The sequence below is a fragment of the Acidithiobacillus acidisediminis genome, from assembly GCF_023277115.1.
Taxonomy (GTDB): Bacteria; Pseudomonadota; Gammaproteobacteria; order Acidithiobacillales; family Acidithiobacillaceae; genus Igneacidithiobacillus; species Igneacidithiobacillus acidisediminis.
The window spans coordinates 301,657-324,801 of the sequence record NZ_JALQCS010000001.1 but is presented as its reverse complement, the minus strand read 5'-3'; the positions used below and the strand labels follow the sequence as shown (position 1 = coordinate 324,801).

Here is a 23,145-nt window from a genome sequence, read left to right as displayed (position 1 = left end):
CATGACGGAGGACGCAGCGGCGCAATGCCGCGCCTATCTGCTGGCCCACCCGGACTTTCTCGTACAGGCCCCGGAATTGCTGCAAGAACTTACCCTGCCGCACCTGGGTGTCGGTTCTGCCAGTTCCTTGCTGGAGCGGCAGATTCAGCGTTTGCGCGAGGAGCGCGAGCAACTGCAGCGCTGTGTCGATCATCTGCTGAGCCAGGCGCGCCGGCATACGGAACTCGCTCATCACCTCAGTCGCTTTGCCGTTGAACTTTTGACCGCGCAGGATCGCGACGCTTGTCTGCAAGCCCTGCGCCGGAGCTTGCGCGACGATTTTGCGGTGGAATCTCTCGCCCTGCTGGTCGCTCCAGATACCACGCTGCCTGATGCCCTGGCGATCGACGAAGATTCCTGGCAGCGTCTCGGCGGGATGGCACGCGCGCAGGCGGGCCTGCTGCTCAGTGAGGCCGAGATGGCGCATTTTTTCCCAACGCCAGAAGAACCGCTCGCTTCCTTTGCGAGTATTCGCCTGGAGGCCCGTGCCTGTCGCGGCCTCGTTCTGCTCGCCAGTGTTGATCCCGAGCGCTACAGTGCGGACATGGGCACCGACATACTGGAACAGATTTCCCTGCTGGCTTCGGCAGCGCTGGAGCGCTGCAGCATGGCCCCTCCTGCCGCCCATGCCGAGTGAAATCGATCTCCAGATCAAGGCGTTTCTGCGCGCTGCGCCAGCGCGATTGGCGGCCCATTCCGTCAGCGCTTATCGTGAAGATCTGGCGCTTTGGCAACGATTTTTCGCCAGTGAACAGCTGCATTCCCTGGCGCAAATCCGCGCCCCAGCGCTGCGTCTTTTCTTGATCCGCGAGCGGCAGCGTGGGGTTTCCGTACCCAGTCTGCGGCGCCGTTTCTCGGCGCTGCGCAGTTTCTATCGCTGGTTGCGGCTGCAAGATCCGCAAGTGGAAGACCCCAGTCGCGGACTGCCAATGCCCAAGGGCGAGCAGCACTTTCCCGATTGGCTTGGGGTGGATGCGGCGCAGGAACTTCTCGACCAGCGCGGGAAGGCCAACGACGAGTTCCTGCAGATCCGCGATCAGGCCATCCTCGAGTTGCTCTATTCCAGTGCGCTGCGGGTTTCAGAGCTCGTGCAACTGCGGCGTAGCGACCTGAACCTGCAGGCCGGACTCCTGCGCGTACTGGGAAAAGGCCAGCGGGAACGCATCGTCCCGGTTGGGAGAATCGCGCGCCAAGCCCTGGAGCGCTATTTGGCGAGACGACCAGAAAGCCAAGAGACGGCCCTGTTCCTCAACCGCCAGGGGCGTCCCCTGGGGGTGCGTGGCGTACAATATCTGGTCGATAAGGCTGGGCGCGAGCGCCTGGGACAGCACTTGCACCCGCATAGCTTGCGGCATAGCGCCGCCAGCCACCTACTGCAATCCTCCGGCGATCTGCGTGCGGTGCAGGAGTTCCTGGGCCATGCGCAGATTGACACCACCGCCATCTATACCCACCTCGACTATCAGCACCTCGCGCAGGTCTACGATGACGCCCACCCGCACGCAAAACAGAAGGAGCAATCGCATGAGTGAAGCAGTGACCCTCCATGGCACCACCATTCTTTCGGTGCGCCGTGGCAGCAATGTGGTCATGGCCGGCGATGGGCAGGTCACCTTCGGCAACACCGTAATGAAGGGGAACGCACGCAAGGTCCGGCGCATCGAGCCCGATGTCCTGACCGGTTTTGCCGGTGCTACGGCCGATGCCTTTACCCTGCTGGAGCGTTTTGAGGCCAAACTGAAGGCACATCCCGGACAACTGGCCAAGGCCGCGGTGGAATTGGCAAAGGAATGGCGCACCGACCGCGTTTTGCGCCGTCTGGAGGCCATGTTGGCGGTCGCCGATCGCAGCCAGAGTCTCATCATTACCGGTCAGGGCGATGTCTTGGAGCCGGAATACGGCATTATCGCCATTGGTTCTGGCGGTCCTTATGCCCTCGCTGCGGCGCGTGCCTTGCTCGATCATAGCGAACTGCCGGCCCGCGCCGTTGCCGAACAAGCCCTGGCGATTGCCGGAGAAATCTGTATCTACACCAATCAGCAGCGGACCGTGGAAGAACTGGCATGAAAATGAGTGAAATGACCCCGCGCGAGATCGTCCAGGAACTCGACAAGTACATCATTGGACAGGCCGAAGCCAAGCGCGCCGTAGCCGTCGCTTTGCGCAATCGCTGGCGACGTGCCCAGGTAGAGGGACCCTTGCGCAAGGAGATTACCCCCAAAAACATTCTGATGATCGGCCCGACCGGGGTAGGCAAGACCGAGATTGCCCGCCGTCTTGCGCAGCTGGCCAGCGCGCCCTTTCTCAAAGTGGAAGCCACTAAGTTCACGGAAGTTGGCTATGTGGGGAAGGATGTGGAGTCGATCATTCGCGATCTCGCGGAGATTGCCGTCAATATGCTGCGCGCCGAGCGGCAGGGCGCAAACAGTCTGCGTGCCGAGGAACTGGCGGAGGATCGCCTGCTCGACATCCTGGTTCCCGGTCCTCGCGATAGCACGGTGCCGCGTCAGGATGAAGGCACGCGGCAGAAATTCCGCAAGATGCTGCGCGAGGGGCGCCTTGATCAGCAGGAGGTGGAGGTCGAGTTGGCGGCACCGAAAGCCAATGTCGAAATCATGACGCCGCCGGGCATGGAGGAGATGAGCGCCCAGTTGCGGGATCTTTTCAGCAATATGGCGCCGCAGAAGACCGCCAAGCGCAAGATCCCGATTGCCGAGGCGCGCAAGCTGCTGGCGGAGGAAGAGGCGGCCAAACTGGTTAACGAAGAGGAGGTGCGTAGTCTAGCCCTGGAGCGGATACAGGAGGATGGCATCGTTTTCATCGATGAAATCGACAAGGTGACTTCCCGCGCTGGGGGGCAGAGCCAGGCCGAAGTGTCCCGCGAAGGGGTTCAGCGGGATCTGCTACCCCTGATCGAAGGGGCGAGCGTCAGCACCCGCTACGGGGTGGTCAAGACCGATCACATTCTCTTCATTGCCTCTGGTGCCTTTCACCTCAGCAAACCCGCCGATTTGATTCCCGAATTACAGGGCCGACTGCCGATTCGTGTCGAGTTACAGGCCCTGCAGGCCGACGATCTGGAGCGCATCCTGCGCGAGCCGGAAAATGCCTTGATCCGCCAGTATAGCGCCCTGCTGGCCGCCGATGGTGTCACCCTGCAGTTTGCCGATTCTGGCATCCGGCGCATTGCGGAGATTGCGCAGCAGGTCAATGAGCGGGTAGAAAATATTGGCGCCCGTCGTTTGCATACCGTGATGGAGCGTCTGTTGGAAGAGATCGCCTTCCAGGCCCCGGATCACGATAGCCAGCCGCTCTGCATCGACGCCGAATATGTCGACGGCCGGCTGAACGACCTGGCCGCCGATGAGGATCTTTCGCGCTATATTCTCTAGGCCTTGGCCTCTGCGTCCGCAGCCAGGCGCAGGGGTTCGAAGTGACTGTTGAGAATGCGCACATCCTGTTGCTGGCGGGCCACCGGAATTCCGTTGCTGAGTAGGGCCTCCATGACCCCGGCACGGAGATCGGTCTGGACGTTGAAGGCAAGATTACAGTCACCAATATAGACACGCAGATAGACCACTACACCATTGGTATTCACGTCCAGAATCAGGGCCGAGGGAGGGATGATGCTGGGGTCATCCTGCATGACGTCCGGGTGCTGCCGCGCTACCTGCACCATCACGTCCTTGACCTGCTGCAGATTGGCCTCATGCTCCACCGTAAAGGGCAGCATCAGACGCAAGACATTGTTGCTGTACATCCAGTTGGTCACCTGACCGGAGATGATCTCGGAGTTGGGAACAAAGACCTCGGTCCGATCAAAGGTCAGGATCAGGGTGTAGCGAATGCTGATGCGCTTGACGTAGCCCTCGGTGTTACTCACGGCGATCCAGTCGCCCACCTTGATGGGGCGCTCGAAGATCAGGATGATGCCGGAGACGAAGTTGTTGACCATGGTTTGCAGGCCAAAACCGACACCCACCGACAGGGCACTGGCGATCAGGGCGAATTTCCCTAGGGGCACGCCGGCGAGACTGAGGCCGATCGCCAGACTCAGGATGATGGCCACATATTTGCTCAGGGTAACGAGGGAATACCGCGCCCCGCTATCCAGAGAGAACATGCCGAGAAACCGATCCAACCGCTGGGTAAAAAATTCTACCAGGCGCAGAAGCAGCAGCAGAATGAGGATTGCGACAACGATATGCGCTGGATTGACGTGAACGGCACTGATGGTGAATCCATCAAGAAAATAATGACCGATCAAGCGGATCCCGCTTTTTGGCATGCCCCACTCCACTCCCAGGGCAAGAATTCCACCCACGACGATGCTGGCCTGCACAATGACTCGGAGCAAATAAAAAGGCAGGGATCCCTTGTGGGGATAGCGGCGAAAATACGCGCGCTGCAAAAACCACAGCAGCACCCCCACGAACAGAATGACCGCACTCATCCACAATGCTTGAATTGGCAAAAGATCCCTCCCGTTGCTCTTCCTGATGATGAGGGGAAGGGAGAAAATCAGGGCTTGATGTAGGAAAAACCCTGTTGCTGTGCCTCGGCGAGGGCGAGGACGCCAGCAGGTGCCAGATGACTCCCTTCCGGGCGGCCTGCGGCATCGAGTTCGTAGGCCACCAAACTATTTTGACAAAAGAAAAACTCCACCCCTTGCGCGATCAGCGCGCAGGCTTCGCGGCGCCAAAGACTATTGGCCCACAGTGCGATGGGTGCAGGACCATTGACGATGACCCGCAGACTCGGTGGGGGCGTACACCGTAGGGCATTGCGTAAATTGCCCAGTAACACTGGCCAATGGCCGAGTTCGTCGATATGAAAAACCAGGGACAGAGCAGCAGGTGTCATCAGGCCGCAGCATGGTCCAGCAGACGCTGCCGCAACTTGCTCATGCTGCTTTTTTCCAGTTGTCGAATGCGCTCTGCCGAGACCCCGAGCTCATCTCCCAAGGCTTGCAGGGTCTTCGGATCTTCACTGAGCCAACGGTTTTCGATGATATAGCGATCGCGGGGGGACAGAGACAATAAGGCGCCGTGCAGCCCCTGCTCGCGTGCGCGATCCCAATCCCGATCAATGGCCTGATCGACCGAGGAGAGGGCAGGGTCTTCCAGTTCGAAACTGCGCGCGTGCCCTTCGTCATCCTCACTGCTTTGATCGAGGGAGTAGTCGTGGCCCGCCATCCGCCCTTCCATCTCCAGAACTTCGCTCTGCGCCACCCCCAATTCTTCGGCGATGGCCGCACTCTCCGCCTGATTCATCCAACCGGTTTCGCTGCGACTGGAACGCAGATTGAAGAACAGTTTCCGCTGTGCCTTGGTGGTAGCGACCTTGACGATGCGCCAGTTGCGAAGGATGAACTCGTGCATTTCAGCCTTGATCCAATGCACGGCAAAGGACACCAGACGTACCCCATGGTCGGGGTCGTAGCGCTTCACCGCTTTCATCAGCCCAATGTTGCCTTCCTGAATCAGATCGGCCTCGGGTAGCCCATAACCGCGGTAGGCGCGCGCGACGCGCACCACGAAACGCAGGTGACTCAACACCAGCGCCTTGGCCGCTTCCAGGTCTTCACTCTCGCGCAGGCGCTGCGCGTAGTCCCGCTCTTCGTCGGCGCTCAAGAGGGGCTGCGCATTGACGAAACGCAGGTACGCTGCCATCCCGTCAACACTTGTCAGATCCCTGTTCATCACCGCCAATTCATTCATTGCCTGCCTCCGTTCCCGTCCTCAGTTTAGACCAGCGTCTGACGCAAAGGTTTGCTGCGGACAACCTTTCAACACATGGGGACACCATGGCGACATTTCAAGAGACCGTATTATCGAGATGGCGGCCTACGGCCACCAGCGAACCCAACCAGCCCAGCGCGGCACTGATGAGCACCAGGAGAAAGCCTTCTCCGGGCGTCAACCCGCGCAGGGGAAAGTTGGTGCCATAGAGGCTGGCTAGGTGACTGACCGGGCCCTGCAGGACAGCAAAGGCAATGGCCACGATCAACCACGCCAGAAAGCCGGCGAGGACCCCCTGGATCAGCCCCTGATACAGGAAGGGGCGGCGAATGAAACCCTTGGTGGCCCCGACCAGGGAGCTGATTTCGATCTCGTCGCGGCGCTGTTCGATGTGCAGGCGGATGGTGTTCCCCATTACCAGCACAGCGCCTAGGGCCAGGAGGACGGCGAGGAGATAAACGGCGCGGGTCCCCAGGGCGACGATCGCCTGGAGTCGCGCAACCCACTTCAGATCCGATTGGGCGCTGCGGACGATGGGCTCATGGCTCCAGCGTTGTACCTGCGACTCCAGATCGGCGGGACTCTGCGCCAGAGGGTTCAGCTCCACGATCAACGAGGCCGGCAGGGGATTTTCCCCCAAGGTATGAATGGCCGCCGTCATTCCGGCGTAATGCTGAAAGTCGTCCAAGGCCTGATTTTTGCCCACGAAGCGTACATCGACCACGCCAGGGCTCTGGCGCAGCTGGCTGCGCAGCTGGGCGATGGCCTGTGGCGTTGCATCATCATGTAAGTATAAAGAAATCTGGGCTTGATTATGCCAGCTGGCGAGGAGCTGCTGTAGGTTGCCGAGCGCGGTGAAAAGCCCGACGGGTAGGGCGAATACCACGGCGAGGGCAATAATGGTGAGCAGAGAGGCAATGGGCTGGCGCAGGAGGGTATCGCGCGCGTTGCCGAGAGCCTGCAGACGAACGTGTAGGCTCATGCTTTCTCCTGCACTTGGCCATGATGGAGGTGCAGGGTGCGCAAACACATGCGCTCCACCTGCCCCTGGTCGTGGGTGGCGACCAGCACCGTGGTGCCGTGGCGATAAAAATCGCGGAACATGTCGAGGATCTCGTTACTCAGGGTGGGGTCGAGGTTGCCGGTGGGTTCATCGGCAAGCAGGATCTCTGGCGTATGGACAATGGCCCGGGCGATGCCCACCCGCTGCTGTTCTCCCCCAGAAAGAGTTTCTGGAAATTCCCGCCAGTGCTCTCCCAGCCCCACCTTGTCGAGGGCCGCGCGCACGCGATGATCGAGCTGCCGCGCCGACATCCCCGCAACCTGCAAGGTGAGGGCAACATTGGCATAGACCGTGCGATCCATGAGCAGTTTATGGTCCTGGAACACGACCCCCACGCGCCGGCGATAGGCGGGAATATGGCGCCGGCGCAACGTCGCCAGATCGACGCCGGCCACGCGCAGGGTTCCGTGACTGACCGCTTCCAGGCGGGTGAGCAGCTTGAGCAGGGTGCTTTTCCCCGCCCCGGAAGGGCCGGTGAGCAGGACCATCTCCCCTTTTTCGAGCTGCAGATTTAGCTCGCGTAGGACATGCCGTCGTCCCGGATAATGCTTGGTAACATTGATGAACTCGATCATGCGGACTCCCGCGTAAACAATGCGTCAACAAAGGCTTCCGCATCAAAGGGGCGAAGATCGTCCACGCCCTCGCCCACCCCAATGAAACGAATGGGAATCGGCAGGGCCTGGGCAATGGCCGCGACGACACCGCCTTTCGCGGTGCCGTCAAGCTTGGTGATGCAGATGCCGGTAAGGCCCACAGCAGCATGGAACTGCTGTGCCTGCTGCAGCGCATTCTGGCCGGTACCGGCGTCGAGCACCAGCCAGATTTGCTGCGGTGCCGCGGGATCCTGTTTGCCCAGCACCCGCTTTACCTTCTTCAACTCTTCCATCAGATGGCCTTGGGTGTGCAGGCGGCCTGCAGTATCGGCAATGAGTAGGTCGGCACCACGAGAGCGCGCTGCTGCGTAGGCGTCGAAAATCACCGAGGCGCTATCGGCGCCGCTACCCTGGGCGATCACTAGCACCTGGACCCGTTCGCCCCAACCCTGCAGCTGTTCGACCGCGGCGGCACGAAAGGTATCACCGGCGCCAAGCAGCACCTGAAAACCGGCCCCCTTCCAACGCGCTGCCAGCTTACCAATGGTGGTCGTCTTGCCAGCACCATTGATGCCTACCATCATCAGCACTTGCGTTTGACCCTTGCTGGGTGCCCAGCTTTCGCAGCGCGGCTGCAAAAGCTCGAGCAAGGACTGGCGAATGGCCTGCTGCAAAGCGGCAGGATTGGTAAGTTCCTTGCGGCGGACCTTCTGAGTGACGGCATCCATGATGCTGCGGGTGGCCGGCACACCAACGTCCGATTGCAGCAGGATGGCCTCGAGGTCCTCCAGGAGTTCGTCGTCGATCTCCTTTTTGCCCAGGACCAAGCGCGCCACACCTTCACTGAGCTGCTCCCGGGAGCGACTCAGACCGGATTTGAGTCGGGTGAAAAAGCCCTGTTTTGCAGTTTCTGGCGACTCTGAAGGGGTTTCCGCCGGACGCCCATCCTCCGCTACGGCGACGGGCTCGACGCCTTGGTCTCTCATCGACGCAGGGATGCCGAGACCAGGCTCTGCCTCAGGCAGCAAAGATTCGCCATCTGTTTGCTGGGCGTCGCCCGGTTCTGTTGCTGGCGCAGTGGGTGCTGAGGGCTGGGTAGGCTCTGGAGGCGCCGGCGCGGGGGGGATTTCCTCTTCTGGGGCGCTTTTGTTACGCTTCAACCAGCCAAAAACCATGATCTTCGGACCAACCTCATTTTTCGCTACCAAGCTGCATTATCTCGCGAAGGGCGCGGCCGAACAATCACCGGGAAATCCCATGACGGTTGCCATCATTGCCGGAAGATTGCGCGGCAGAAAGTTGCAAACCCCTCGCGGCAGCGGTGTCCGCCCGACGCCCGGAGTGGTGCGGGAGCGCCTTTTCAACTGGCTGGCGGCAGAGATTGCGGGCGCGGAAGTGCTCGATCTTTTTGCTGGCAGCGGGGCCCTCGGCCTCGAAGCCTGGTCCCGCGCCGCGGCACGGGTAGATTTCGTCGAAAAATCTCCTCTCCATCGGCGCATTCTGGCGCAGAACCTGGTTGCCTGTGGCTTGGATCCGCATCGGCACCTGCTGGCCCACGATGCCGTAGCATTTTTGTCGCGACAGCAGGCATCCTACGATGTGCTCTTTGCCGACCCCCCGTTTGCGCAGGGCTGGCCGGAGCGTCTGCACCCCCTGCTACTGGGTGAGCAGAGCCCGGTTCGTCCGGGCGGATGGCTCTATCTCGAGGCCAGTGCCCAGGAGTTGTGGCCAGCCAGTAGCCTGCCTGCGCATTGGCAAGTCCATCGCCAAGGCGTCTGCGGGGATAGTCACTACGTTTTGTTACGGCAGCAGAGGAGAGTCTCATGAATCCAGGTAGCACCCCGCGCCGCATCGTCTATCCGGGTACCTTTGACCCGATTACCCTGGGACATGAAGATCTGGTCCGGCGCGCAGTGGAGCTCTTCGACGAAGTGGTCGTTGCCGTTGCCGCAGAAACGCCCAAGCAGACCATTTTTCCGCTGGCCGAACGAGTAGCCCTGGCAGAGTCCTGTTTGGGCGGGATTCCCGGAGTACGGGTGCGGCCCTTTGCCGGCTTGCTGCTGCACCTCCTTCAAGAGGAGGGCGTGCGTGTGATTTTGCGCGGTTTGCGCGCGGTTTCGGATTTTGAGCACGAATTTCAGCTCGCCTCCATCCAGCGGCGTATGGATAGTCATGTGGAGACCCTCTTTCTCATGACCTCCGATGCCAATACCTTTTTATCATCCAGTTTGGTTCGGGAAATCAGTCGCCTGGGCGGGGATGTCAGTGCTTTTGTTCAGCCGGCGGTGGCGCAAGCCTTGCAGCGGCGTTTTGCCCCTTGATATCGGAGGGGAGTAGAATTTGTCCAACTTTCCTTCGGATTGCTTTCATGTCTCTACATATTCTCGACAACTGTATCAACTGTGATGTCTGCGAGCCCGAATGTCCCAACGGGGCGATCCATATGGGTCCGCAGATCTATGTCATTGAACCGGGCCTGTGTACCCAGTGTGTGGGCCACTACGATACGCCGCAGTGCCAGGAGGTCTGTCCAGTCGACTGCATCGAACTCGACCCGGCCAACCCCGAATCTCCCGACGCCTTGCAGGAAAAATTTTTCCTTCTGACCGGTCAAGTGTGACGCTTGTACCGGGAGGGACGTTAGGCCGCCTGCCTGGTGGCTGATTGTCTTGGCGTCACGGGAAAGTCGCGCCGAGGGCATCCTGCATCTGGGAATGGATCTTTTCTAACGTGCTCAGCTGCTCCTGTGTAGCCGTGCGCTGTGCTTGCAGGCGCTCGCTACGGCTATCAATGCTGTCCATGGCCTGAGAGATACGCTCCAGTGCTTCCAGCTCCTCGGCAGATTTCTGATGATAACTCTCGAGGTATTGGTTCATGACAGCCATCACCTCGTCTACCCAATTCTGCGCATCGCGGCGCGTCTCGAGCATGTAGTCGCGCACTTTTGCCGCCACGGTGAGAAAGGCCTTGCGCACGACGCTACTTTGGGTATTCACGGCAATTTCCAGCATCATGCCAAAGCGTTCATAGCTCTCCGCCATGGCCAGCAGTTCTGCGCGCCGGGGCAGAATGGCGTAGGGAAGGGTGGCCAATGCGGGCAAGGAATAGCGTTGCTGTAGCGCGGCATATTCGCGCGCAATTTCGGCATTGACGGTTTCCGCGCCGGCAAGCGCAGTATCGAACTGCCGGGTCGCCTCGGCAAAAAAGACGTGAAAGCGCTCGACGATGCCGGCGGTCGTCCAGGCCGAGAGCATTTCCCCCTTGGCGTTGCTGATGATGAGATCAAACGTAGTGGTGGACAGGGGAGCCAGAAGATGTTCCTGCACCGAATGCTGGAAGGCGAGCTTGCGCCCCTCAAAGGCAGCGCGATCGTGCTCGAATTGCGCCAGGCGCTGCTGGTGCTGGCGAACCAGCTTGGGAACCTTTTCCCCCGTTCGCTCTTTCAGATCGTGCAGACTTTGCATTTGCGTGACGAGTCGCTGATCTTGCTCGGAGAGCAGCACCTGTTGCTCCGTCAGGATGCGTTTGGCCAGTTGCTGGCCTTTCTCTTCCAACGATTTGCGACGCCCCGGGATGATCAGGTCGGCGATGGCCTTTTCCAACTCCAGAATGCCACTGCGCTGCAGCAGTTCTTCGTTGCCGCGGATACGCCCCAACAAGGCCTTCTGCCCACTGATGGGGATGACCTGTGCACGCGCGATGCCCAGCCGTTCGGCGGTACGTTGCGCCTGCGCTTCGATTTCTTCCTCGATCTCGAAGGGGTCGCGCAGTTCGTCCCAAAGCATATCGATCTTGTTGAGCAGCACGAGTTGGTGTTGATTGCGATTGCGCTTGAGATACTGTTCCCAGATGACCAGATCGCTCTGCGTCACCCCAGTGTCGACACTCAGCAGAAAGAGCAGCGCATCGGCATCGTTGAGCATGCTGAAGGTCAGCTCGGGTTCCGCACCGATGGCGTTCAAACCGGGAGTGTCCAGTACGGTAAGGCCGGCATCAAGAATGGGGTGAGGAAGAAACAGCATGGCGTGACGCCAGCGGGGGATCAGCACCTTGCCGAGACCGCAGGAGGGGCAGACGGTATTTTCGCGACTTTTCGCGACCCGGTTGAGGGGAGGACAGAGGCCCAGACGCCGAGCTTCTTCAATGGCGACACAAATCGTTTCGGTCAACACCTTGAAGCGTTGTCCGCGTTTGGCCTCGTCTGCGCAGTCCATGCGCACCCATGCGCTGCCCGCGCGCTTCAGCTTTTCAATACTGATATCCATGCTGCGGCTGGCAATGGGCAAAAGCTGCAGTCCGGGGCGGCCTTGCGGCGCGCCGCGGATTTCGACTGGACACATAGTGGTTTGCCCGGTGCTGGAGGGCAAAAAGCGTTGACCCTGATCAGCGAAGAGGAGGGCGTTGATTAGTTCCGTTTTGCCGCGGGAAAATTCCCCCACTACGGCCAGACGCAGATGGTCCTGTTCAATGGCAAAGGCGAGATTTTCCAATTGAAGGATGCTGCCGCCGGGGATCAGACCGAAGTCCCCGGTCAGTTCGGCGAGGCGGTGCAGGGATTGGGCGACCTGTTCACGCCAGAGTTGGAAGGATTGCAAGCTCTGCAGAATCGGTGAATCGTTACCTGCGTTCGTCATGGCTCTCCCGTTTGCTGCTGCTAACGCTGACAATACCCACAAAAAAAGGAGGACCGTCCACCAATGCGCAGACCGCGCAATGGCTCCCCACAACGTACGCAGGGTTCTTCCTCTCGCCCATACACGGCAAGAGATAGTCGAAAATATCCCTTTTCGCCATCAGGACGGGTAAAGTCGCGCAGAGTCGTTCCTCCTTCTGCAATCGCTGCTTGCAGGATCTCCACAACGGCCTCGGCCAGGTGTTGGTAACGCGCGCGGGAGATGCGTCCAGCGGCGCGGCGCGGATCGATGCCGGCGCGGAACAGGGATTCGTTGGCGTAGATGTTGCCCACCCCCACTACATTGTGGGCATCCATCAGAAAGGTCTTGATGGCCTGGTGATGGCCTCGACTGCGGGTGTAAAGGTAGTCTCCGTCAAAAACATCACCCAGAGGCTCGGGTCCTAGGTGCTGCAGGAGCGGGTCGGTGGACCAGTCTGGCCCCCAGAGCAGCAGGCCAAAGCGGCGCGGATCATGAAAGCGCAAGCACTGATCGTTATCCAGGACCAGATCAATGTGATCATGGCGTTGGGCTGGAATCGTGGCTGGGAGAACGCGCAGGTGGCCAGACATCCCGAGATGGAGAAGGAGCTGTCCGGTGTCGAGATCGGCGAGGAGATATTTTCCACGCCGCCAGAGGCGGTGGATGGTCTGTCCTTGCAGTCGCGACGGCAGATCGGCATTAACCGGCCGACGCAGGCGTGGCTCGCGCACGATCACGGTGCTGATGCGCCGATCGATGAGGTGGGGCGCAATGCCGAGGCGCGTGACCTCCACCTCGGGCAATTCAGGCATCTTCTCCCCTCCAGATGCTGGTGCTCGCGCGTTCCCGGCCGGCGAGATCCCAAAGCACGGCAAGGTCCTGCCAGCCATGGGCGGCCATCAGCGCACGCACGGCTGGGCCTTGCGCGACGCCATGTTCGAAGCCGAGGCGGGTGCCGGGGCGCAGGTGCGGCGCCAGACCGGAGAGGATGGCCTGATAGGCCTCGAGGCCGCTTTCCCCGGCCACCAGGGCAGCGCGTGGCTCTGCGTGCAGATCGGGAAGATGCGGATCGTCGGCCGCCAGATAGGGTGGATTGCTCACAATCAATGCAAACTGCTGTGTTGCCGGGAGTGCGGCACACCAGTCGCCCTGGCACCAGTGGATCTGTTGTCTCAGCGCTTCGGCATTCTGCCGGGCCAGGGTCAAGGCTTCCGTACTGTTGTCCACCGCCCAATAGTCGAGTTCGGGCCGCGCCTGCGCCAGGGCAAGGACGATTGCACCGGAACCCGTGCCCAGATCGAGTACCGCTCCACTCTTTGGCAACTGCTCCAGGGCCCAACGCACCAGCGTTTCGGTATCCGGGCGGGGAATCAGTGCCCGGGGATCGACCCGCAGATCGAGATCCATGAAGGACCAGTGCCCCAAACAGTAGGCCAGCGGCGTACCGTCGAGGCGCCGGGCGAGCAGCGCCAGCAGGCGCGCACGTCGCTCCTCTCCCAGGGCCATCTGCGGGTCGCGCCAGAGCGTCTGCCCATTGCCCAGCAGGTCGGCAAGAATCCAGCGCGCCTCTTGGGAGGCATCATCGCTTTGCGTTGCCAGCTGATGGATCAGCCATTGTTGCCATTGGCGCAGGGAGTCCGCCGCCGTGGGTGTCTCAGGGCTCATCACCGAGACTTTGTAAAAGGTCCGCCTGGTGTTCGCGCAAGAGCGCCTCGTAGAGTGGGTCGAGATCGCCAGCCATGACGGCCTCCAGACGGTAGAGCGTGAGGTTGATGCGGTGATCGGTCACTCTACCCTGGGGAAAATTGTAGGTGCGAATACGCTCGGAGCGATCACCCGAGCCTACCAGAGAGCGTCGCGCCGCAGCCGTGGCGCTCTGCTGCTTTTCCTGCTCCATCTCCATCAAGCGTGCTTGCAACAGGGCCATGGCCTTGGCGCGGTTTTTGTGCTGCGAGCGATCTTCCTGGCAGGCGACCACCAGCCCCGATGGAAGATGGGTGATCCGTACTGCCGAATCGGTCTTGTTGACGTGCTGTCCGCCGGCGCCACTGGCGCGGAAGGTGTCGATGCGCAGATCACTGCTCTGAATCTGTATGCCCTCGATCTCGTCCACTTCAGGCAGGACCGCAACGGTACAGGCCGAGGTGTGGATGCGGCCCTGCGCCTCGGTTTCCGGCACGCGCTGTACGCGGTGCCCACCCGATTCAAATTTGAAGCGGGAATAGGCTCCACGTCCGGCAATTTCCAGGACCACTTCGCGGTAGCCGCCGCGCTCCGATTCGGAGGCGGAGAGGATGGTTACGCCAAAGCGCTTGCTCTCGGCATAGCGGCTGTACATGCGTGCCAGATCACCAGCAAAAAGGGCCGCCTCCTCTCCGCCGGTACCTGCCCGTACCTCGAGAAAGACATTGCGTTCATCCTGCGGATCCTTGGGCAGGAGACGCAGGCGCAATTCCGCCTCCAGCTCGGCAATTTCCGCTTCCGCGGCCGTCAGCTCCTCGCCCGCCAGGGCGCGCAAGTCCGCATCCGCTTCTTCGCGCAGGATGCGCGCCGCATCATCATAGTCCCGCTGTCGGCGTTGTTGGCGAGCGAGGAGGTCACGCAGAGGCTGGATCTCGCCCAATTCCCGCGACAAGGCTTGGTATTGTTGCGGATCCTGAAGGATCTCCGGGCTTGCTAGGCGGTGTTCCAGCTCTTCGGCGCGCAGGCTCAACTGCTCGAGTTGGCCCTCCAGACGGGGGCTGAGACTCATCCTTCGGCGTCGCTGAGATGGAAGAGGATATCCAGTGAGGCGACCAAGGCCTCGCTCGTGGCTTCCTGGCAGGGCTGGCGCAGGGTGGAGATGGGATCGTGCAAGACCTTGTTCATCAGGGCCTTGGAGAAGGCGTCGAGCACGGCACCCGGGTCCTGGCCTTGCTGCAGATAGTGGCGAAAGCGCTGCAACTCCATCAGACGCGCCTGTTCCACATGCTCGCGCAGGCGGCGGATGGCCGGCACCACCTCCAGGCTGTCGCGCCAATGTTGGAAGCCCTCGGCCTCCTGCGCAATGATCTGTTCCGCCTCCTTCGCCGCCTCCCGTCGCGCCTGTACACCGGCCTGGGCGATATCGTTCAGGTCATCGATGGTATACAGGTAGCAGTCGTCCAGATCGGCAATCGCCGGATCGATGTCGCGAGGCACGGCGAGATCGAGCAGCAGCAGGCTGCCCCGCGTGCGAGGAAGACCCTGCTGCAGGTCGGCGGAGCGCAAGAGGATCTGTGGGCTGGCGGTACAACTCAAGACCAGATCGACGTGGGGAAGGAGGGCTGCGGCATCTTCCAAGGGATGGGCTTGACCACCGAGCCGACCCGCCAGCAGGCGGGCCCGATCCGGACTGCGATTGACGACATGAAAGCCGTCGAGCTCATGCTCGCGCAGATGGGTGGCGACCAGTTCGATGGTTTCTCCGGCACCGATGAGCAGCACCCGCTTGTCTTGCAGCGAACCAAGGAGCTGGCGTGCCAGGCTGACGGCCGCATAGGCGACGCTGACGGGTGCCGAACCAATGGCGGTTTCCGTGCGGACCTGTTTGGCAACGCGAAAGGCCCAATGCAGCAAGCGATTGAGTACCGGCCCGGTGCTATCGATATCGGCGGCTATTTGATAGGCGTCCTTCACTTGTCCGAGGATCTGTGGCTCGCCGATGATCATCGAATCCAGTCCACACACTACCCGGAACAGGTGCTGTACCGCAGCGGCGTCTTGGAAGGAGAAGCTGTTACCGGTGAGCAGCTCGGCATCGATACCATGAAATTGGGCCAGCCATTGCCGCAGTCGCGGCTCTTGCGGTCCGGCACCGCCGTAGGTGTAGATTTCGGTACGATTGCAGGTAGAAAGGATGAGGGCTTCTTTGGCCAGATGTTGCGCCAGGAGATCACGATGTGCCGCGGCCAACTGATCGGGCGCAAATGCGACCTTCTCGCGCACCTCGATGGGCGCACTGTAATGACTTAACCCGTAGCAAAAAATGGCTGTATCGTCCGTAAATATGGGGCATTACTCTCTACCGGCGCATTGTCCGCAAGGCTTGGCCGGATTGCAAGCCGCAGGTGCTGGCGCTATTGTCAGCGCATTGTGTCGCACAGGGACAGGCATGGGCAGCAGAGTGTGGTGGCGGTGGACAGCGTTAGCCTTGCTCCTTGCGGCACCCCTTGCCCCGGCCAGCGTGACCCTGACTGGCGAAGGCCTGTTCTATCTCCTCAGCGCGGAGATGGCCACCCAGCAAGGGGATCGACAGGATGCCCTGGCGGCCTGGAAGCACAGCGTCGACCAACTGCCTACGGCGGCGGTATTGGCGGCGGCAACCAAGGCGGCAGCGCAGCTGGGCGATTTGCCGCAGGCCCTGCACTGGGCCAAGCACTGGCATGAATTGGCCCCGGAAGACAGCGAGTCAGCCCGTTTTGAGGCGGGTTTACTGTTGGCCGATGGCCAGGATTCCGCCGCCATTGACCTGCTGCAAGCGACGCTGGCCCGCTTTCCGGACGATGAGCGCGTCAGTAGCGAGTTGGCGGAACTCCTGGCCCAGCATGGTCGTCTGGGAGACGCGGAGCGCTTGATCCACAGCGTTCTGCAACAGCACCCGCAATCGGCGGCGGCACAGATGACCCTTGGCCGTATTGCCCTGCTGGAAAAGCAACCGGAAAAAGCAGAAAGCGCCTTTGCCCGCGCGCTAGAGTTGCGTCCCGACTGGGACGAGGCAGCCATTCTCCATGCGGAGACCCTGCATCAGCAGGGAAATGCCCTGGCCGCCCTGCGGTCTATACAAGGGTTTTGTGCTGCCCATCCCAATGCGGAAGCCGCGCGCGTCTATCTTGCCAAGCTCTATCTGAGCCTTGGGGGTCAGACGCAAGCGTACCGGGTGCTGCAGCAGCTCAGTCTGCTGCGGCCCGAGCAGCCGCAAATCTGGGAGCAGCTTCTGCTCCTGGGAATAGCCGAAAAGGACTGGACGGGTAGCCAGCAAGCACTCGAGCATCTGCGCGAGCTCCTGCCGCACAGCCCGTTGTTATCTTATTACCAGGGGCGGCTTGCCGAGGAGCAAAAGGACTGGGCGCCAGCGCTGGCAGCTTACGACAAGCTCAGTGGTACACCCCTGGCGGACGAGGCGCAGCTGCGTATGGTGCAGATCTATTATGCACAGGGGCAGAAGAAGAAGGCCCTGCTGCAGGTGGAAAAATTGCAGGCCCGGCATCCTGATAATGTGCAAATTCCCTTGTTGCGGGCTGAGTTGTTGCAGGAGCAAGGACAGGTGGCATCGGCCGTGCAGGTGCTGGATCAGGCCTTGGAACAACACCCCCGCGATGCAGACCTGTGGTATGCCCGTGGTACGGTGGCAGAGCAGCAGGGGGATTATGCGGGCATGGAAAAGGCTATGAAGATCGTCATCGATTTGCGCCCGGAGGATGCTCAAGCCTACAACTTTCTCGGCTACAGCCTGCTGCAACGGAGGGACGAGCTCGCCACTGCTGCCCATTACCTGCACAAAGCCATCCAGCTCGCTCCGGAGGATCCCAACATCCAGGATAGCGTGGGATGGCTGTATCATTTGCAGGGCGACCAAGCGCAGGCCCTCAAATACCTGCAGCAGGCACACGCCGGCTTGGGAGAGGAGCCAGAGGTATTGAGCCATCTGGGTCGCGTTTTATGGAAAATGGGCCAGAAGAAGGAGGCGCGAACCCTATGGCAGCAGGGTTTGAAGCGCCATCCCACCAGTCGCCGTTTACAAGAGGATTTGCTGCATCCATGAATCGCCTGGCACGGCCCACCTGGAAGGGCCTGATATTCCCTGCCCTCCTTTTCTTGAGCGCCTGTGCCCAGCTCCCGCCTGCACCCCCGGCCGCACACCTGCTGCTGCCCGCGGAACAGCGGGCGCAGGTGCTGACATCGCTGCAGCGTTGGACCGCCAATGGGCAGGCCTCCCTGCGCAGCCCTCAGGGCAGCCAGAGTTTTGGCTTTATCTGGCGGCAGGAGCCGCAGGGTGCGCACCTGATGATCCTGGGGCCATTGGGCAATACCGTGGCTGAGCTGCAGGAGAATGAGCAGCAGGCCTCCCTCGTGGAGGCCAACGGCAAGCGGCTGGTCGCCGCGAATATGGGCGAACTCTTGCAAAGGGTCCTGGGGGTTTCGTTGCCGGTCCACGAACTGCCGGATTGGCTGTTGGGGATTCCTGCGCGTGGCCAAGTTGGTGCCTATGATGCGGAGGGCTTGCCGCGCACGGCAGACTGGGGCGCCTGGCACTTGCAATATCTGCACTACGAGGCCGTGGGGGGCTTGCGCATGCCGGCCTTGCTGCAGGCCACGGGCCCAGACGGGGTGCAAATGCGCATCGCCGTCAGCGATTGGCGTCTGGGGCGAGGATGAGCGACGCCTGGTATCCGGCTCCGGCCAAGCTGAACTTGATGTTGCGGGTGGTGGGACGCCGGGCGGACGGCTATCACCTGCTGCAGAGCGTATTTCAGTTTCTCGACCTCGGCGATGATTTGCACTTTTCCTCGCTACCGTCAGGGATCTTCCGTTCCTCCGGTGGACCCGGCGACATTCCGCCGGAGAAGGAACTCACCCTGCGCGCTGCGCGCCTGCTCGCGGAGCGCTGCGGCCGGCGCGAAGGCGTGGAAATCACCCTGCGTAAGCGCCTTCCCGAGGGGGGTGGGGTCGGTGGCGGCTCTTCCGATGCCGCCACGACGTTGCTGGTGCTCAATCAACTCTGGAATTGCGGCCTCACCCGTGCCGAACTGATCGAACTCGGCAGCTCTCTCGGTGCTGATGTCCCCATCTTCCTATTCGGACGCAGCGCCTGGGCAGAGGGTATCGGTGAACGTTTGCAGGCGATGCCGCCCGTCCCGGAACTGCGCTATTTGCTCGTGCATCCAGGCGTCTCCGTTCCTACCGCAGAGATTTTTCGGGACCCCGAATTGACACGCCAACACCTGCCCAGCACAATATCGGCGTTTTTGGGGGGGGAGCAGGAGAATACCCTGGAGCCCCTGGTTCGGCGTCGTTATCCGGTCATTGCAGAATGCATCGATTGGCTGAGCGCGCAGGGCTTGAGAAACGCACGCTTGACGGGTAGCGGTGCTTGTTGCTTTGCCGAGCTTGCGGAGGGGTTGGACGGTGCAGCCCTTCTTGCCCAGCTACCGTCGGCATGGCGCGGCTGGGCAGTGCGAGGGTGTAATCAGCACCCGCTCCTCGAGCTCCTCCCGGAAATCCCTGCTGGGGCGTAGCCAAGCGGTAAGGCACCGGATTTTGATTCCGGCATTCCCAGGTTCGAATCCTGGCGCCCCAGCCATTTTATTTTTGCCGGCAGTACAGAGGGACCGATCCTTTCATGTCTCACGGTAGCCTGATGGTGTTCAGCGGGAATGCCAATCCCGCCTTGGCGGCACAAGTCGTCAAATTTCTCCAGATTCCTTTAGGTCGTGTCGAGGTCAGTCGCTTTAGCGACGGTGAGGTCTTCGTCGAGGTCCTGGAAAATGTTCGCGGTCACGATGTGTTCGTGCTGCAACCGACCTGCGCACCGACCAACGATCATCTCATGGAACTCCTGACCATGATCGATGCCTTGAAACGTGCCTCGGCCAACCGCATCACCGCCGTCATGCCCTACTTTGGTTATGCACGCCAGGATCGCAAATCCCGTGCCCGCACCGCCATTACCGCCAAGCTGGTCGCGGACCTGGTGACCACCGCCGGGGCGCACCGGGTGCTGACCATGGATCTGCATGCCGACCAAATTCAGGGCTTCTTTGATGTCCCCGTCGACAATATCTACGCCTCACCGATCCTTCTCGGCGACATCTGGCGCCAGAATCCGGAAAAACTCATGGTGGTCTCTCCCGATGTTGGCGGTGTGGTGCGCGCGCGCGCCATTGCCAAGCGTCTGGAAGTGGATTTGGCCATCATCGACAAGCGTCGCCCGCGTCCCAATGAATCAGTGGTGATGAATATCATCGGCGAGGTGGAGGGGCGCAGCTGTGTGCTGGTCGACGATATGGTCGATACCGCCAATACCCTGTGCGAGGCGGCACATGCCCTCAAGGCGCGGGGCGCCCTACGGGTCTGTGCCTATTGTACCCACCCCGTGCTTTCCGGGAAGGCCATCGAACGCATCAGCGCTTCTTCGCTGGATGAGTTGGTGGTCACAGATACCATCCCCCTGAGCAGCGAGGCCAAGGCTTGCGCCAAGATCCGCGTGCTCTCCGTAGCCGAACTCTTTGCCGAAACCATCCGTCGCATTGCCGAAGAAGACTCCGTCAGCTCCTTGTTCATGGACTGAGTCAGGAATAGGGCGCTGCCTGCCCATCCAGAGTTTTCAGCTGGGGTAATTTCAGCGTGGCTTGGGCTGGTTGCCCTGGAATCACGGTCAAGGAATGGGGGTCGGGGCGATCTACTCCGTTGACCAGCCAAGCGTGCAAAAAGAAGTAGGCCAGGACCGCCAAGATTAGAATCACCAGGGCCCAAATCCAAGTCGCTCCACCACTGCTGCTCTCTTCACTCATTTCCACTCCTAGAACATCCTCATCAGTGCGTGCACGAAACTTTGCTCTTCGCGCTGCTCTTGCGCCTTTGGTTTGGGCGGCAAATAGCCAGCCAGAAAGTATCCCCCTTTACTGGGGCCGGCATGGGCTCCAGGATCCGCCAAGGTGCCAGTGCGGGGATTGTATTGTGCGGTGACCACGTCTGGAGGTATGAAAAAGCCGTTGTCGGGCATGCCCTGTAGCGCCGTTCCCATGTAGCGGATCCAAATGGGCAAGGCCTCTCGCGCCCCCGCCGCCCAGGTCCCCATCGTATGGTTATCGTCATAGCCTACCCATACGGATGTCGTGATCTGCGGATTGAAACCATTGAACCAGGCATTCTCTTCCGCATTGGTGGTCCCTGTCTTGCCCGCTAGGTCATGACGGTGCAGGATCTGCGCTGCCACCCCGGTTCCGACGCGAATCACCCGTTCCATCATCCGCGTCATCAGATAGGCAACCCCAGGCGGGATTACCGTCTGCGTTGCTGGTGGCTGATAGGCCAGGGGGCAATGCAGCAGTGCGACCTGGGTGCCATCGGCGGTGACCACCTTGCGGATGAGGTAGGGATGGGGCAGGAAACCGCCGCTAGAGAAGGTGGCGTAGGCCTTGGCCATCTGCAGCGGTGTGAAATCCCCAGCTCCCAGGACCATGGAGGGCGTAGCCGGGATCTGCTTGGCAGGGAAGCCAAAGCGCTGCACGTAGGTTTTCGCGTAGGGAATGCCGACATCCATGAGCAGGCGCACGCTGGGCACATTATGGGAGTCGGCGAGGTCTTCCCAGATGGGGAATGGGACCTTGGAGAAGGTGCGGCTGTAATTGGTGGGTGCGTAGATCTGCCCATCCGCCAGGTGAATGACGAGGGGCGTATCCGCAATCAAGGATACTGGGGTGTAGTAACCCTTGTGTCCACTGGCCAGCAAGGCGGGGGCATCGATCGCCGACGCGTAGACGAAGGGCTTGAAGCCAGAACCCGGTTGTCGGTAAGAGTACAGAGCGCGGTCGAAGTGGCTGAGGTCATAGCTGAAGCCTCCTACCAGGGCGAGGATTGCGCCACTGTGGCTGTTTAACGAAACCAGCGCGCCTTGCACGTGCGGAATCTGTGCCAATTGCCAGCCGCCGTGGGGAACGTCATGCCAAACCCTGGTACCCCAGACCGGATTTCCCGTGCCTTCGGTGGTGGTTGCAACGTAATGCCGGACCCAGATGAGATCCCCCGGCACCAGCACCTGATCCACCGCCGTTGGGCGCTCGCCATTGGGCCGTAGGCGCGCCCAGCCCACTTGTCGCAGGCTCAGCGTGGCTGCCTGCTGCCCTTCGATCTCGATCTGCGCTTCGCGGGCATTCACGTTCTTTACAACGGCCCAACGGAGATTGGCGGGATCATAGTCCGGCAACATGGGGGGGCGCTGGCCGCGCAGGGCCGTGTACAGCATCTGTCCGTGAAGCTGGGCGATCGGGCCGCGCCAGGCCTTGGGGTCCATGCTGTCCAGGCCCATGCCATAGTTCTCCAGGCCAATGGCCATGTCCTTGCTGGCCGCCTGTTGATCGCGCGGATCGATGCTCGTATACACCCGTAAACCGCTGCGATAGGTAAAGTCTGGCCCGAAGTGTTTTTCCAGCCAGGTGCGGATCCAGTCGGTGGCGTAGGGCGCCAGGTTGCTGGCCGGGGCGTGATAGCGCGCCTCGATGGGTTTGGCGATGGCACGCTGGGCGGCAGCTTCGCTGATGAAGCCGAGTTTAGCCATACGCCGTAGAACATAATCCCGGCGGGTCTTTGCCGAGGCAGGCGAGGCGATGGGGTTGAAGGCCGAGGGCGCGGCGGGCAGGCCAGCCAGGGTCGCCATCTCCCCCAAGCTGAGTTGCGAAACCGTCTTGCCATAGTAGGTCTCGGCCGCCGCCTGTACCCCATAGGCCCCCTCACCCAAATAGATCTTATTCACGTAGAGATCGAGAATCTGCGCCCGATCCAAGTGATGCGCCAATTTGTAGGCCAGAAGGATTTCCGCCACCTTGCGCGTAATGGTCTTTTTCGGCGTCAGATAGAAATTCCGCGCCACCTGCTCGGTAATGGTGCTCGCTCCTTGCACCGGTCCCCAATGAATCAGATCCACCCAGGCGGCGCGAAAAATGCCGGGAAAACTGACCGGGTAATAGAGCGGGTTGTGACTGTAAAACTTGGAGTTTTCTGCCGCGATGAAGGCATCCTGCAAATGCTTAGGGACTTGGTCCAAGGGCAGGGCATAGCGTAATTGCGGGCCAATGACCTGCAGCAACTGCCCATTGTTTGCGTAGATGCGCAGTGGTTCGGCCGGGTGCCAATGCTGTAACTCGCGTACTGGTGGCAACTTTTGCCAGATGCGGTAGGTCCAGAAGCCGGCGCCGACGGTGGCATCCAGCAACACAAAGAGGACAATCAACACGAACCAGAACCGCCAGCTCCGGTGGCGAAAAAAGGCGCTCCTACCCATGGCTCAAACCGCGTGTAGCGGTGCAGAGTGG

24 protein-coding genes and 1 tRNA gene are annotated in these 23,145 nt (G+C 60.9%); 12 read left to right on the top strand and 13 right to left on the bottom strand.

What is annotated here, in order from left to right; genetic code table 11:
* Position 1: 1 nt before the first annotated feature.
* Genes M5D89_RS01690 through hslU form a run of 4 tightly spaced genes read left to right on the top strand, consistent with a single transcriptional unit; the run spans position 2 to position 3,431 of the window.
* Positions 2 to 676: a DUF484 family protein gene (locus M5D89_RS01690; protein ID WP_248884005.1), complete on the top strand. Its 675-nt coding sequence runs from the start codon at positions 2 to 4 to the stop codon at positions 674 to 676.
* Positions 666 to 1,571, top strand: coding sequence for a tyrosine recombinase XerC (locus M5D89_RS01685; protein WP_248884004.1), 906 nt, complete (start codon positions 666 to 668; stop codon positions 1,569 to 1,571). Before M5D89_RS01690 ends, M5D89_RS01685 begins: the two co-directional genes overlap by 11 nt.
* Positions 1,564 to 2,106: an ATP-dependent protease subunit HslV gene (gene hslV / locus M5D89_RS01680; protein WP_248884003.1), complete on the top strand. Its 543-nt coding sequence runs from the start codon at positions 1,564 to 1,566 to the stop codon at positions 2,104 to 2,106. The genes M5D89_RS01685 and hslV overlap by 8 nt, the downstream gene beginning before the upstream one ends.
* The gene (hslU, locus tag M5D89_RS01675; RefSeq protein ID WP_283102938.1) at positions 2,103 to 3,431 is read left to right on the top strand and encodes an ATP-dependent protease ATPase subunit HslU; all 1,329 of its coding nucleotides are present in this window, start codon (positions 2,103 to 2,105) and stop codon (positions 3,429 to 3,431) included. The genes hslV and hslU overlap by 4 nt, the downstream gene beginning before the upstream one ends.
* On the opposite strand, the gene M5D89_RS01670 is transcribed toward hslU, so the two are convergent.
* The 6 genes from M5D89_RS01670 to ftsY all read right to left on the bottom strand — a co-directional run bounded on the left by M5D89_RS01670 (position 3,428) and on the right by ftsY (position 8,647).
* Positions 3,428 to 4,513, bottom strand: coding sequence for a mechanosensitive ion channel family protein (locus tag M5D89_RS01670; protein WP_248884002.1), 1,086 nt, complete (start codon positions 4,511 to 4,513; stop codon positions 3,428 to 3,430). The genes hslU and M5D89_RS01670 overlap by 4 nt on opposite strands.
* Positions 4,514 to 4,560: 47 nt before the next feature.
* On the bottom strand, positions 4,561 to 4,902 hold the full coding sequence (locus tag M5D89_RS01665) for a DsrE family protein (protein WP_248884001.1): 342 nt from the start codon (positions 4,900 to 4,902) through the stop codon (positions 4,561 to 4,563).
* Entirely contained in the window at positions 4,902 to 5,759 is an 858-nt protein-coding gene (gene rpoH, locus M5D89_RS01660; RefSeq protein ID WP_248884000.1) for an RNA polymerase sigma factor RpoH, read from the bottom strand. Before rpoH ends, M5D89_RS01665 begins: the two co-directional genes overlap by 1 nt.
* Before the next feature lie 97 nt (positions 5,760 to 5,856).
* On the bottom strand, positions 5,857 to 6,762 hold the full coding sequence (gene ftsX / locus M5D89_RS01655; RefSeq protein WP_248883999.1) for a permease-like cell division protein FtsX: 906 nt from the start codon (positions 6,760 to 6,762) through the stop codon (positions 5,857 to 5,859).
* The gene (gene ftsE, locus M5D89_RS01650; RefSeq protein WP_248883998.1) at positions 6,759 to 7,418 is read right to left on the bottom strand and encodes a cell division ATP-binding protein FtsE; all 660 of its coding nucleotides are present in this window, start codon (positions 7,416 to 7,418) and stop codon (positions 6,759 to 6,761) included. Before ftsE ends, ftsX begins: the two co-directional genes overlap by 4 nt.
* Positions 7,415 to 8,647, bottom strand: a complete 1,233-nt coding sequence (gene ftsY / locus M5D89_RS01645) for a signal recognition particle-docking protein FtsY (protein WP_248883997.1) — start codon at positions 8,645 to 8,647, stop codon at positions 7,415 to 7,417. The genes ftsE and ftsY overlap by 4 nt, the downstream gene beginning before the upstream one ends.
* A 49-nt stretch (positions 8,648 to 8,696) precedes the next feature.
* On the opposite strand from ftsY, the gene rsmD reads away from it, so the two are divergent.
* From rsmD to M5D89_RS01630, 3 genes are read left to right on the top strand one after another with little or no spacing between them, the layout of a single operon-like run.
* Entirely contained in the window at positions 8,697 to 9,266 is a 570-nt protein-coding gene (gene rsmD / locus M5D89_RS01640) for a 16S rRNA (guanine(966)-N(2))-methyltransferase RsmD (RefSeq protein ID WP_248883996.1), read from the top strand.
* Positions 9,263 to 9,760, top strand: a complete 498-nt coding sequence (gene coaD / locus M5D89_RS01635) for a pantetheine-phosphate adenylyltransferase (protein WP_248883995.1) — start codon at positions 9,263 to 9,265, stop codon at positions 9,758 to 9,760. The genes rsmD and coaD overlap by 4 nt, the downstream gene beginning before the upstream one ends.
* Positions 9,761 to 9,807: 47 nt before the next feature.
* Entirely contained in the window at positions 9,808 to 10,059 is a 252-nt protein-coding gene (locus M5D89_RS01630; protein WP_248883994.1) for a YfhL family 4Fe-4S dicluster ferredoxin, read from the top strand.
* Positions 10,060 to 10,114: 55 nt separating this feature from the next.
* Here the strand turns inward: M5D89_RS01630 and M5D89_RS01625 are convergent, their stop codons facing one another.
* Genes M5D89_RS01625 through hemA form a run of 5 tightly spaced genes read right to left on the bottom strand, consistent with a single transcriptional unit; the run spans position 10,115 to position 16,102 of the window.
* Positions 10,115 to 12,073 carry a dynamin family protein gene (locus M5D89_RS01625; protein WP_248883993.1) on the bottom strand — a complete coding sequence of 653 codons (1,959 nt, stop codon included), beginning with the start codon at positions 12,071 to 12,073 and terminating at the stop codon, positions 10,115 to 10,117.
* 20 nt (positions 12,074 to 12,093) lie between these two features.
* On the bottom strand, positions 12,094 to 12,906 hold the full coding sequence (gene mutM, locus M5D89_RS01620) for a bifunctional DNA-formamidopyrimidine glycosylase/DNA-(apurinic or apyrimidinic site) lyase (protein ID WP_248883992.1): 813 nt from the start codon (positions 12,904 to 12,906) through the stop codon (positions 12,094 to 12,096).
* Positions 12,899 to 13,759, bottom strand: coding sequence for a peptide chain release factor N(5)-glutamine methyltransferase (gene prmC, locus M5D89_RS01615; protein WP_248883991.1), 861 nt, complete (start codon positions 13,757 to 13,759; stop codon positions 12,899 to 12,901). Before prmC ends, mutM begins: the two co-directional genes overlap by 8 nt.
* The gene (gene prfA / locus M5D89_RS01610) at positions 13,749 to 14,846 is read right to left on the bottom strand and encodes a peptide chain release factor 1 (protein WP_248883990.1); all 1,098 of its coding nucleotides are present in this window, start codon (positions 14,844 to 14,846) and stop codon (positions 13,749 to 13,751) included. The genes prmC and prfA overlap by 11 nt, the downstream gene beginning before the upstream one ends.
* Positions 14,843 to 16,102, bottom strand: a complete 1,260-nt coding sequence (hemA, locus tag M5D89_RS01605; RefSeq protein WP_346347725.1) for a glutamyl-tRNA reductase — start codon at positions 16,100 to 16,102, stop codon at positions 14,843 to 14,845. The genes prfA and hemA overlap by 4 nt, the downstream gene beginning before the upstream one ends.
* Between hemA and M5D89_RS01600 the strand changes: the two genes are divergently transcribed.
* From M5D89_RS01600 to M5D89_RS01580, 5 genes are all read left to right on the top strand, one after another.
* Positions 16,101 to 17,876 carry a tetratricopeptide repeat protein gene (locus tag M5D89_RS01600; RefSeq protein ID WP_248883988.1) on the top strand — a complete coding sequence of 592 codons (1,776 nt, stop codon included), beginning with the start codon at positions 16,101 to 16,103 and terminating at the stop codon, positions 17,874 to 17,876. The genes hemA and M5D89_RS01600 overlap by 2 nt on opposite strands.
* Positions 17,873 to 18,490: a lipoprotein insertase outer membrane protein LolB gene (gene lolB / locus M5D89_RS01595; RefSeq protein ID WP_248883987.1), complete on the top strand. Its 618-nt coding sequence runs from the start codon at positions 17,873 to 17,875 to the stop codon at positions 18,488 to 18,490. Before M5D89_RS01600 ends, lolB begins: the two co-directional genes overlap by 4 nt.
* On the top strand, positions 18,487 to 19,350 hold the full coding sequence (ispE, locus tag M5D89_RS01590) for a 4-(cytidine 5'-diphospho)-2-C-methyl-D-erythritol kinase (protein WP_248883986.1): 864 nt from the start codon (positions 18,487 to 18,489) through the stop codon (positions 19,348 to 19,350). Before lolB ends, ispE begins: the two co-directional genes overlap by 4 nt.
* A tRNA-Gln gene (locus M5D89_RS01585) sits at positions 19,341 to 19,415 on the top strand. Before ispE ends, M5D89_RS01585 begins: the two co-directional genes overlap by 10 nt.
* A gap of 39 nt (positions 19,416 to 19,454) precedes the next feature.
* Entirely contained in the window at positions 19,455 to 20,402 is a 948-nt protein-coding gene (locus M5D89_RS01580) for a ribose-phosphate pyrophosphokinase (RefSeq protein ID WP_248883985.1), read from the top strand.
* 1 nt (position 20,403) lies between these two features.
* On the opposite strand, the gene M5D89_RS01575 is transcribed toward M5D89_RS01580, so the two are convergent.
* Both M5D89_RS01575 and M5D89_RS01570 read right to left on the bottom strand, forming a co-directional pair.
* Complete coding sequence (locus M5D89_RS01575; protein WP_248883984.1) at positions 20,404 to 20,625, bottom strand: hypothetical protein; 222 nt, start codon at positions 20,623 to 20,625, stop codon at positions 20,404 to 20,406.
* 8 nt (positions 20,626 to 20,633) lie between these two features.
* Complete coding sequence (locus tag M5D89_RS01570; protein ID WP_248883983.1) at positions 20,634 to 23,114, bottom strand: penicillin-binding protein 1A; 2,481 nt, start codon at positions 23,112 to 23,114, stop codon at positions 20,634 to 20,636.
* Positions 23,115 to 23,145: the final 31 nt, after the last annotated feature.

Excerpts from the sequence above, each read along its gene's own strand:
- M5D89_RS01690 (WP_248884005.1), top strand. The coding sequence starts at position 2 with ATGACGGAGGACGCAGCGGCGCAATGCCGCGCCTATCTGCTGGCCCAC.
- M5D89_RS01685 (WP_248884004.1), top strand. The coding sequence starts at position 666 with ATGCCGAGTGAAATCGATCTCCAGATCAAGGCGTTTCTGCGCGCTGCG.
- hslV (WP_248884003.1), top strand. The coding sequence starts at position 1,564 with ATGAGTGAAGCAGTGACCCTCCATGGCACCACCATTCTTTCGGTGCGC.
- hslU (WP_283102938.1), top strand. The coding sequence starts at position 2,103 with ATGAAAATGAGTGAAATGACCCCGCGCGAGATCGTCCAGGAACTCGAC.
- M5D89_RS01665 (WP_248884001.1), bottom strand. The coding sequence starts at position 4,902 with ATGACACCTGCTGCTCTGTCCCTGGTTTTTCATATCGACGAACTCGGC.
- rpoH (WP_248884000.1), bottom strand. The coding sequence starts at position 5,759 with ATGAATGAATTGGCGGTGATGAACAGGGATCTGACAAGTGTTGACGGG.
- ftsX (WP_248883999.1), bottom strand. The coding sequence starts at position 6,762 with ATGAGCCTACACGTTCGTCTGCAGGCTCTCGGCAACGCGCGCGATACC.
- ftsE (WP_248883998.1), bottom strand. The coding sequence starts at position 7,418 with ATGATCGAGTTCATCAATGTTACCAAGCATTATCCGGGACGACGGCAT.
- rsmD (WP_248883996.1), top strand. The coding sequence starts at position 8,697 with ATGACGGTTGCCATCATTGCCGGAAGATTGCGCGGCAGAAAGTTGCAA.
- coaD (WP_248883995.1), top strand. The coding sequence starts at position 9,263 with ATGAATCCAGGTAGCACCCCGCGCCGCATCGTCTATCCGGGTACCTTT.
- M5D89_RS01630 (WP_248883994.1), top strand. The coding sequence starts at position 9,808 with ATGTCTCTACATATTCTCGACAACTGTATCAACTGTGATGTCTGCGAG.
- M5D89_RS01625 (WP_248883993.1), bottom strand. The coding sequence starts at position 12,073 with ATGACGAACGCAGGTAACGATTCACCGATTCTGCAGAGCTTGCAATCC.
- mutM (WP_248883992.1), bottom strand. The coding sequence starts at position 12,906 with ATGCCTGAATTGCCCGAGGTGGAGGTCACGCGCCTCGGCATTGCGCCC.
- prmC (WP_248883991.1), bottom strand. The coding sequence starts at position 13,759 with ATGAGCCCTGAGACACCCACGGCGGCGGACTCCCTGCGCCAATGGCAA.
- prfA (WP_248883990.1), bottom strand. The coding sequence starts at position 14,846 with ATGAGTCTCAGCCCCCGTCTGGAGGGCCAACTCGAGCAGTTGAGCCTG.
- M5D89_RS01600 (WP_248883988.1), top strand. The coding sequence starts at position 16,101 with ATGGCTGTATCGTCCGTAAATATGGGGCATTACTCTCTACCGGCGCAT.
- lolB (WP_248883987.1), top strand. The coding sequence starts at position 17,873 with ATGAATCGCCTGGCACGGCCCACCTGGAAGGGCCTGATATTCCCTGCC.
- ispE (WP_248883986.1), top strand. The coding sequence starts at position 18,487 with ATGAGCGACGCCTGGTATCCGGCTCCGGCCAAGCTGAACTTGATGTTG.
- M5D89_RS01580 (WP_248883985.1), top strand. The coding sequence starts at position 19,455 with ATGTCTCACGGTAGCCTGATGGTGTTCAGCGGGAATGCCAATCCCGCC.
- M5D89_RS01575 (WP_248883984.1), bottom strand. The coding sequence starts at position 20,625 with ATGAGTGAAGAGAGCAGCAGTGGTGGAGCGACTTGGATTTGGGCCCTG.
- M5D89_RS01570 (WP_248883983.1), bottom strand. The coding sequence starts at position 23,114 with ATGGGTAGGAGCGCCTTTTTTCGCCACCGGAGCTGGCGGTTCTGGTTC.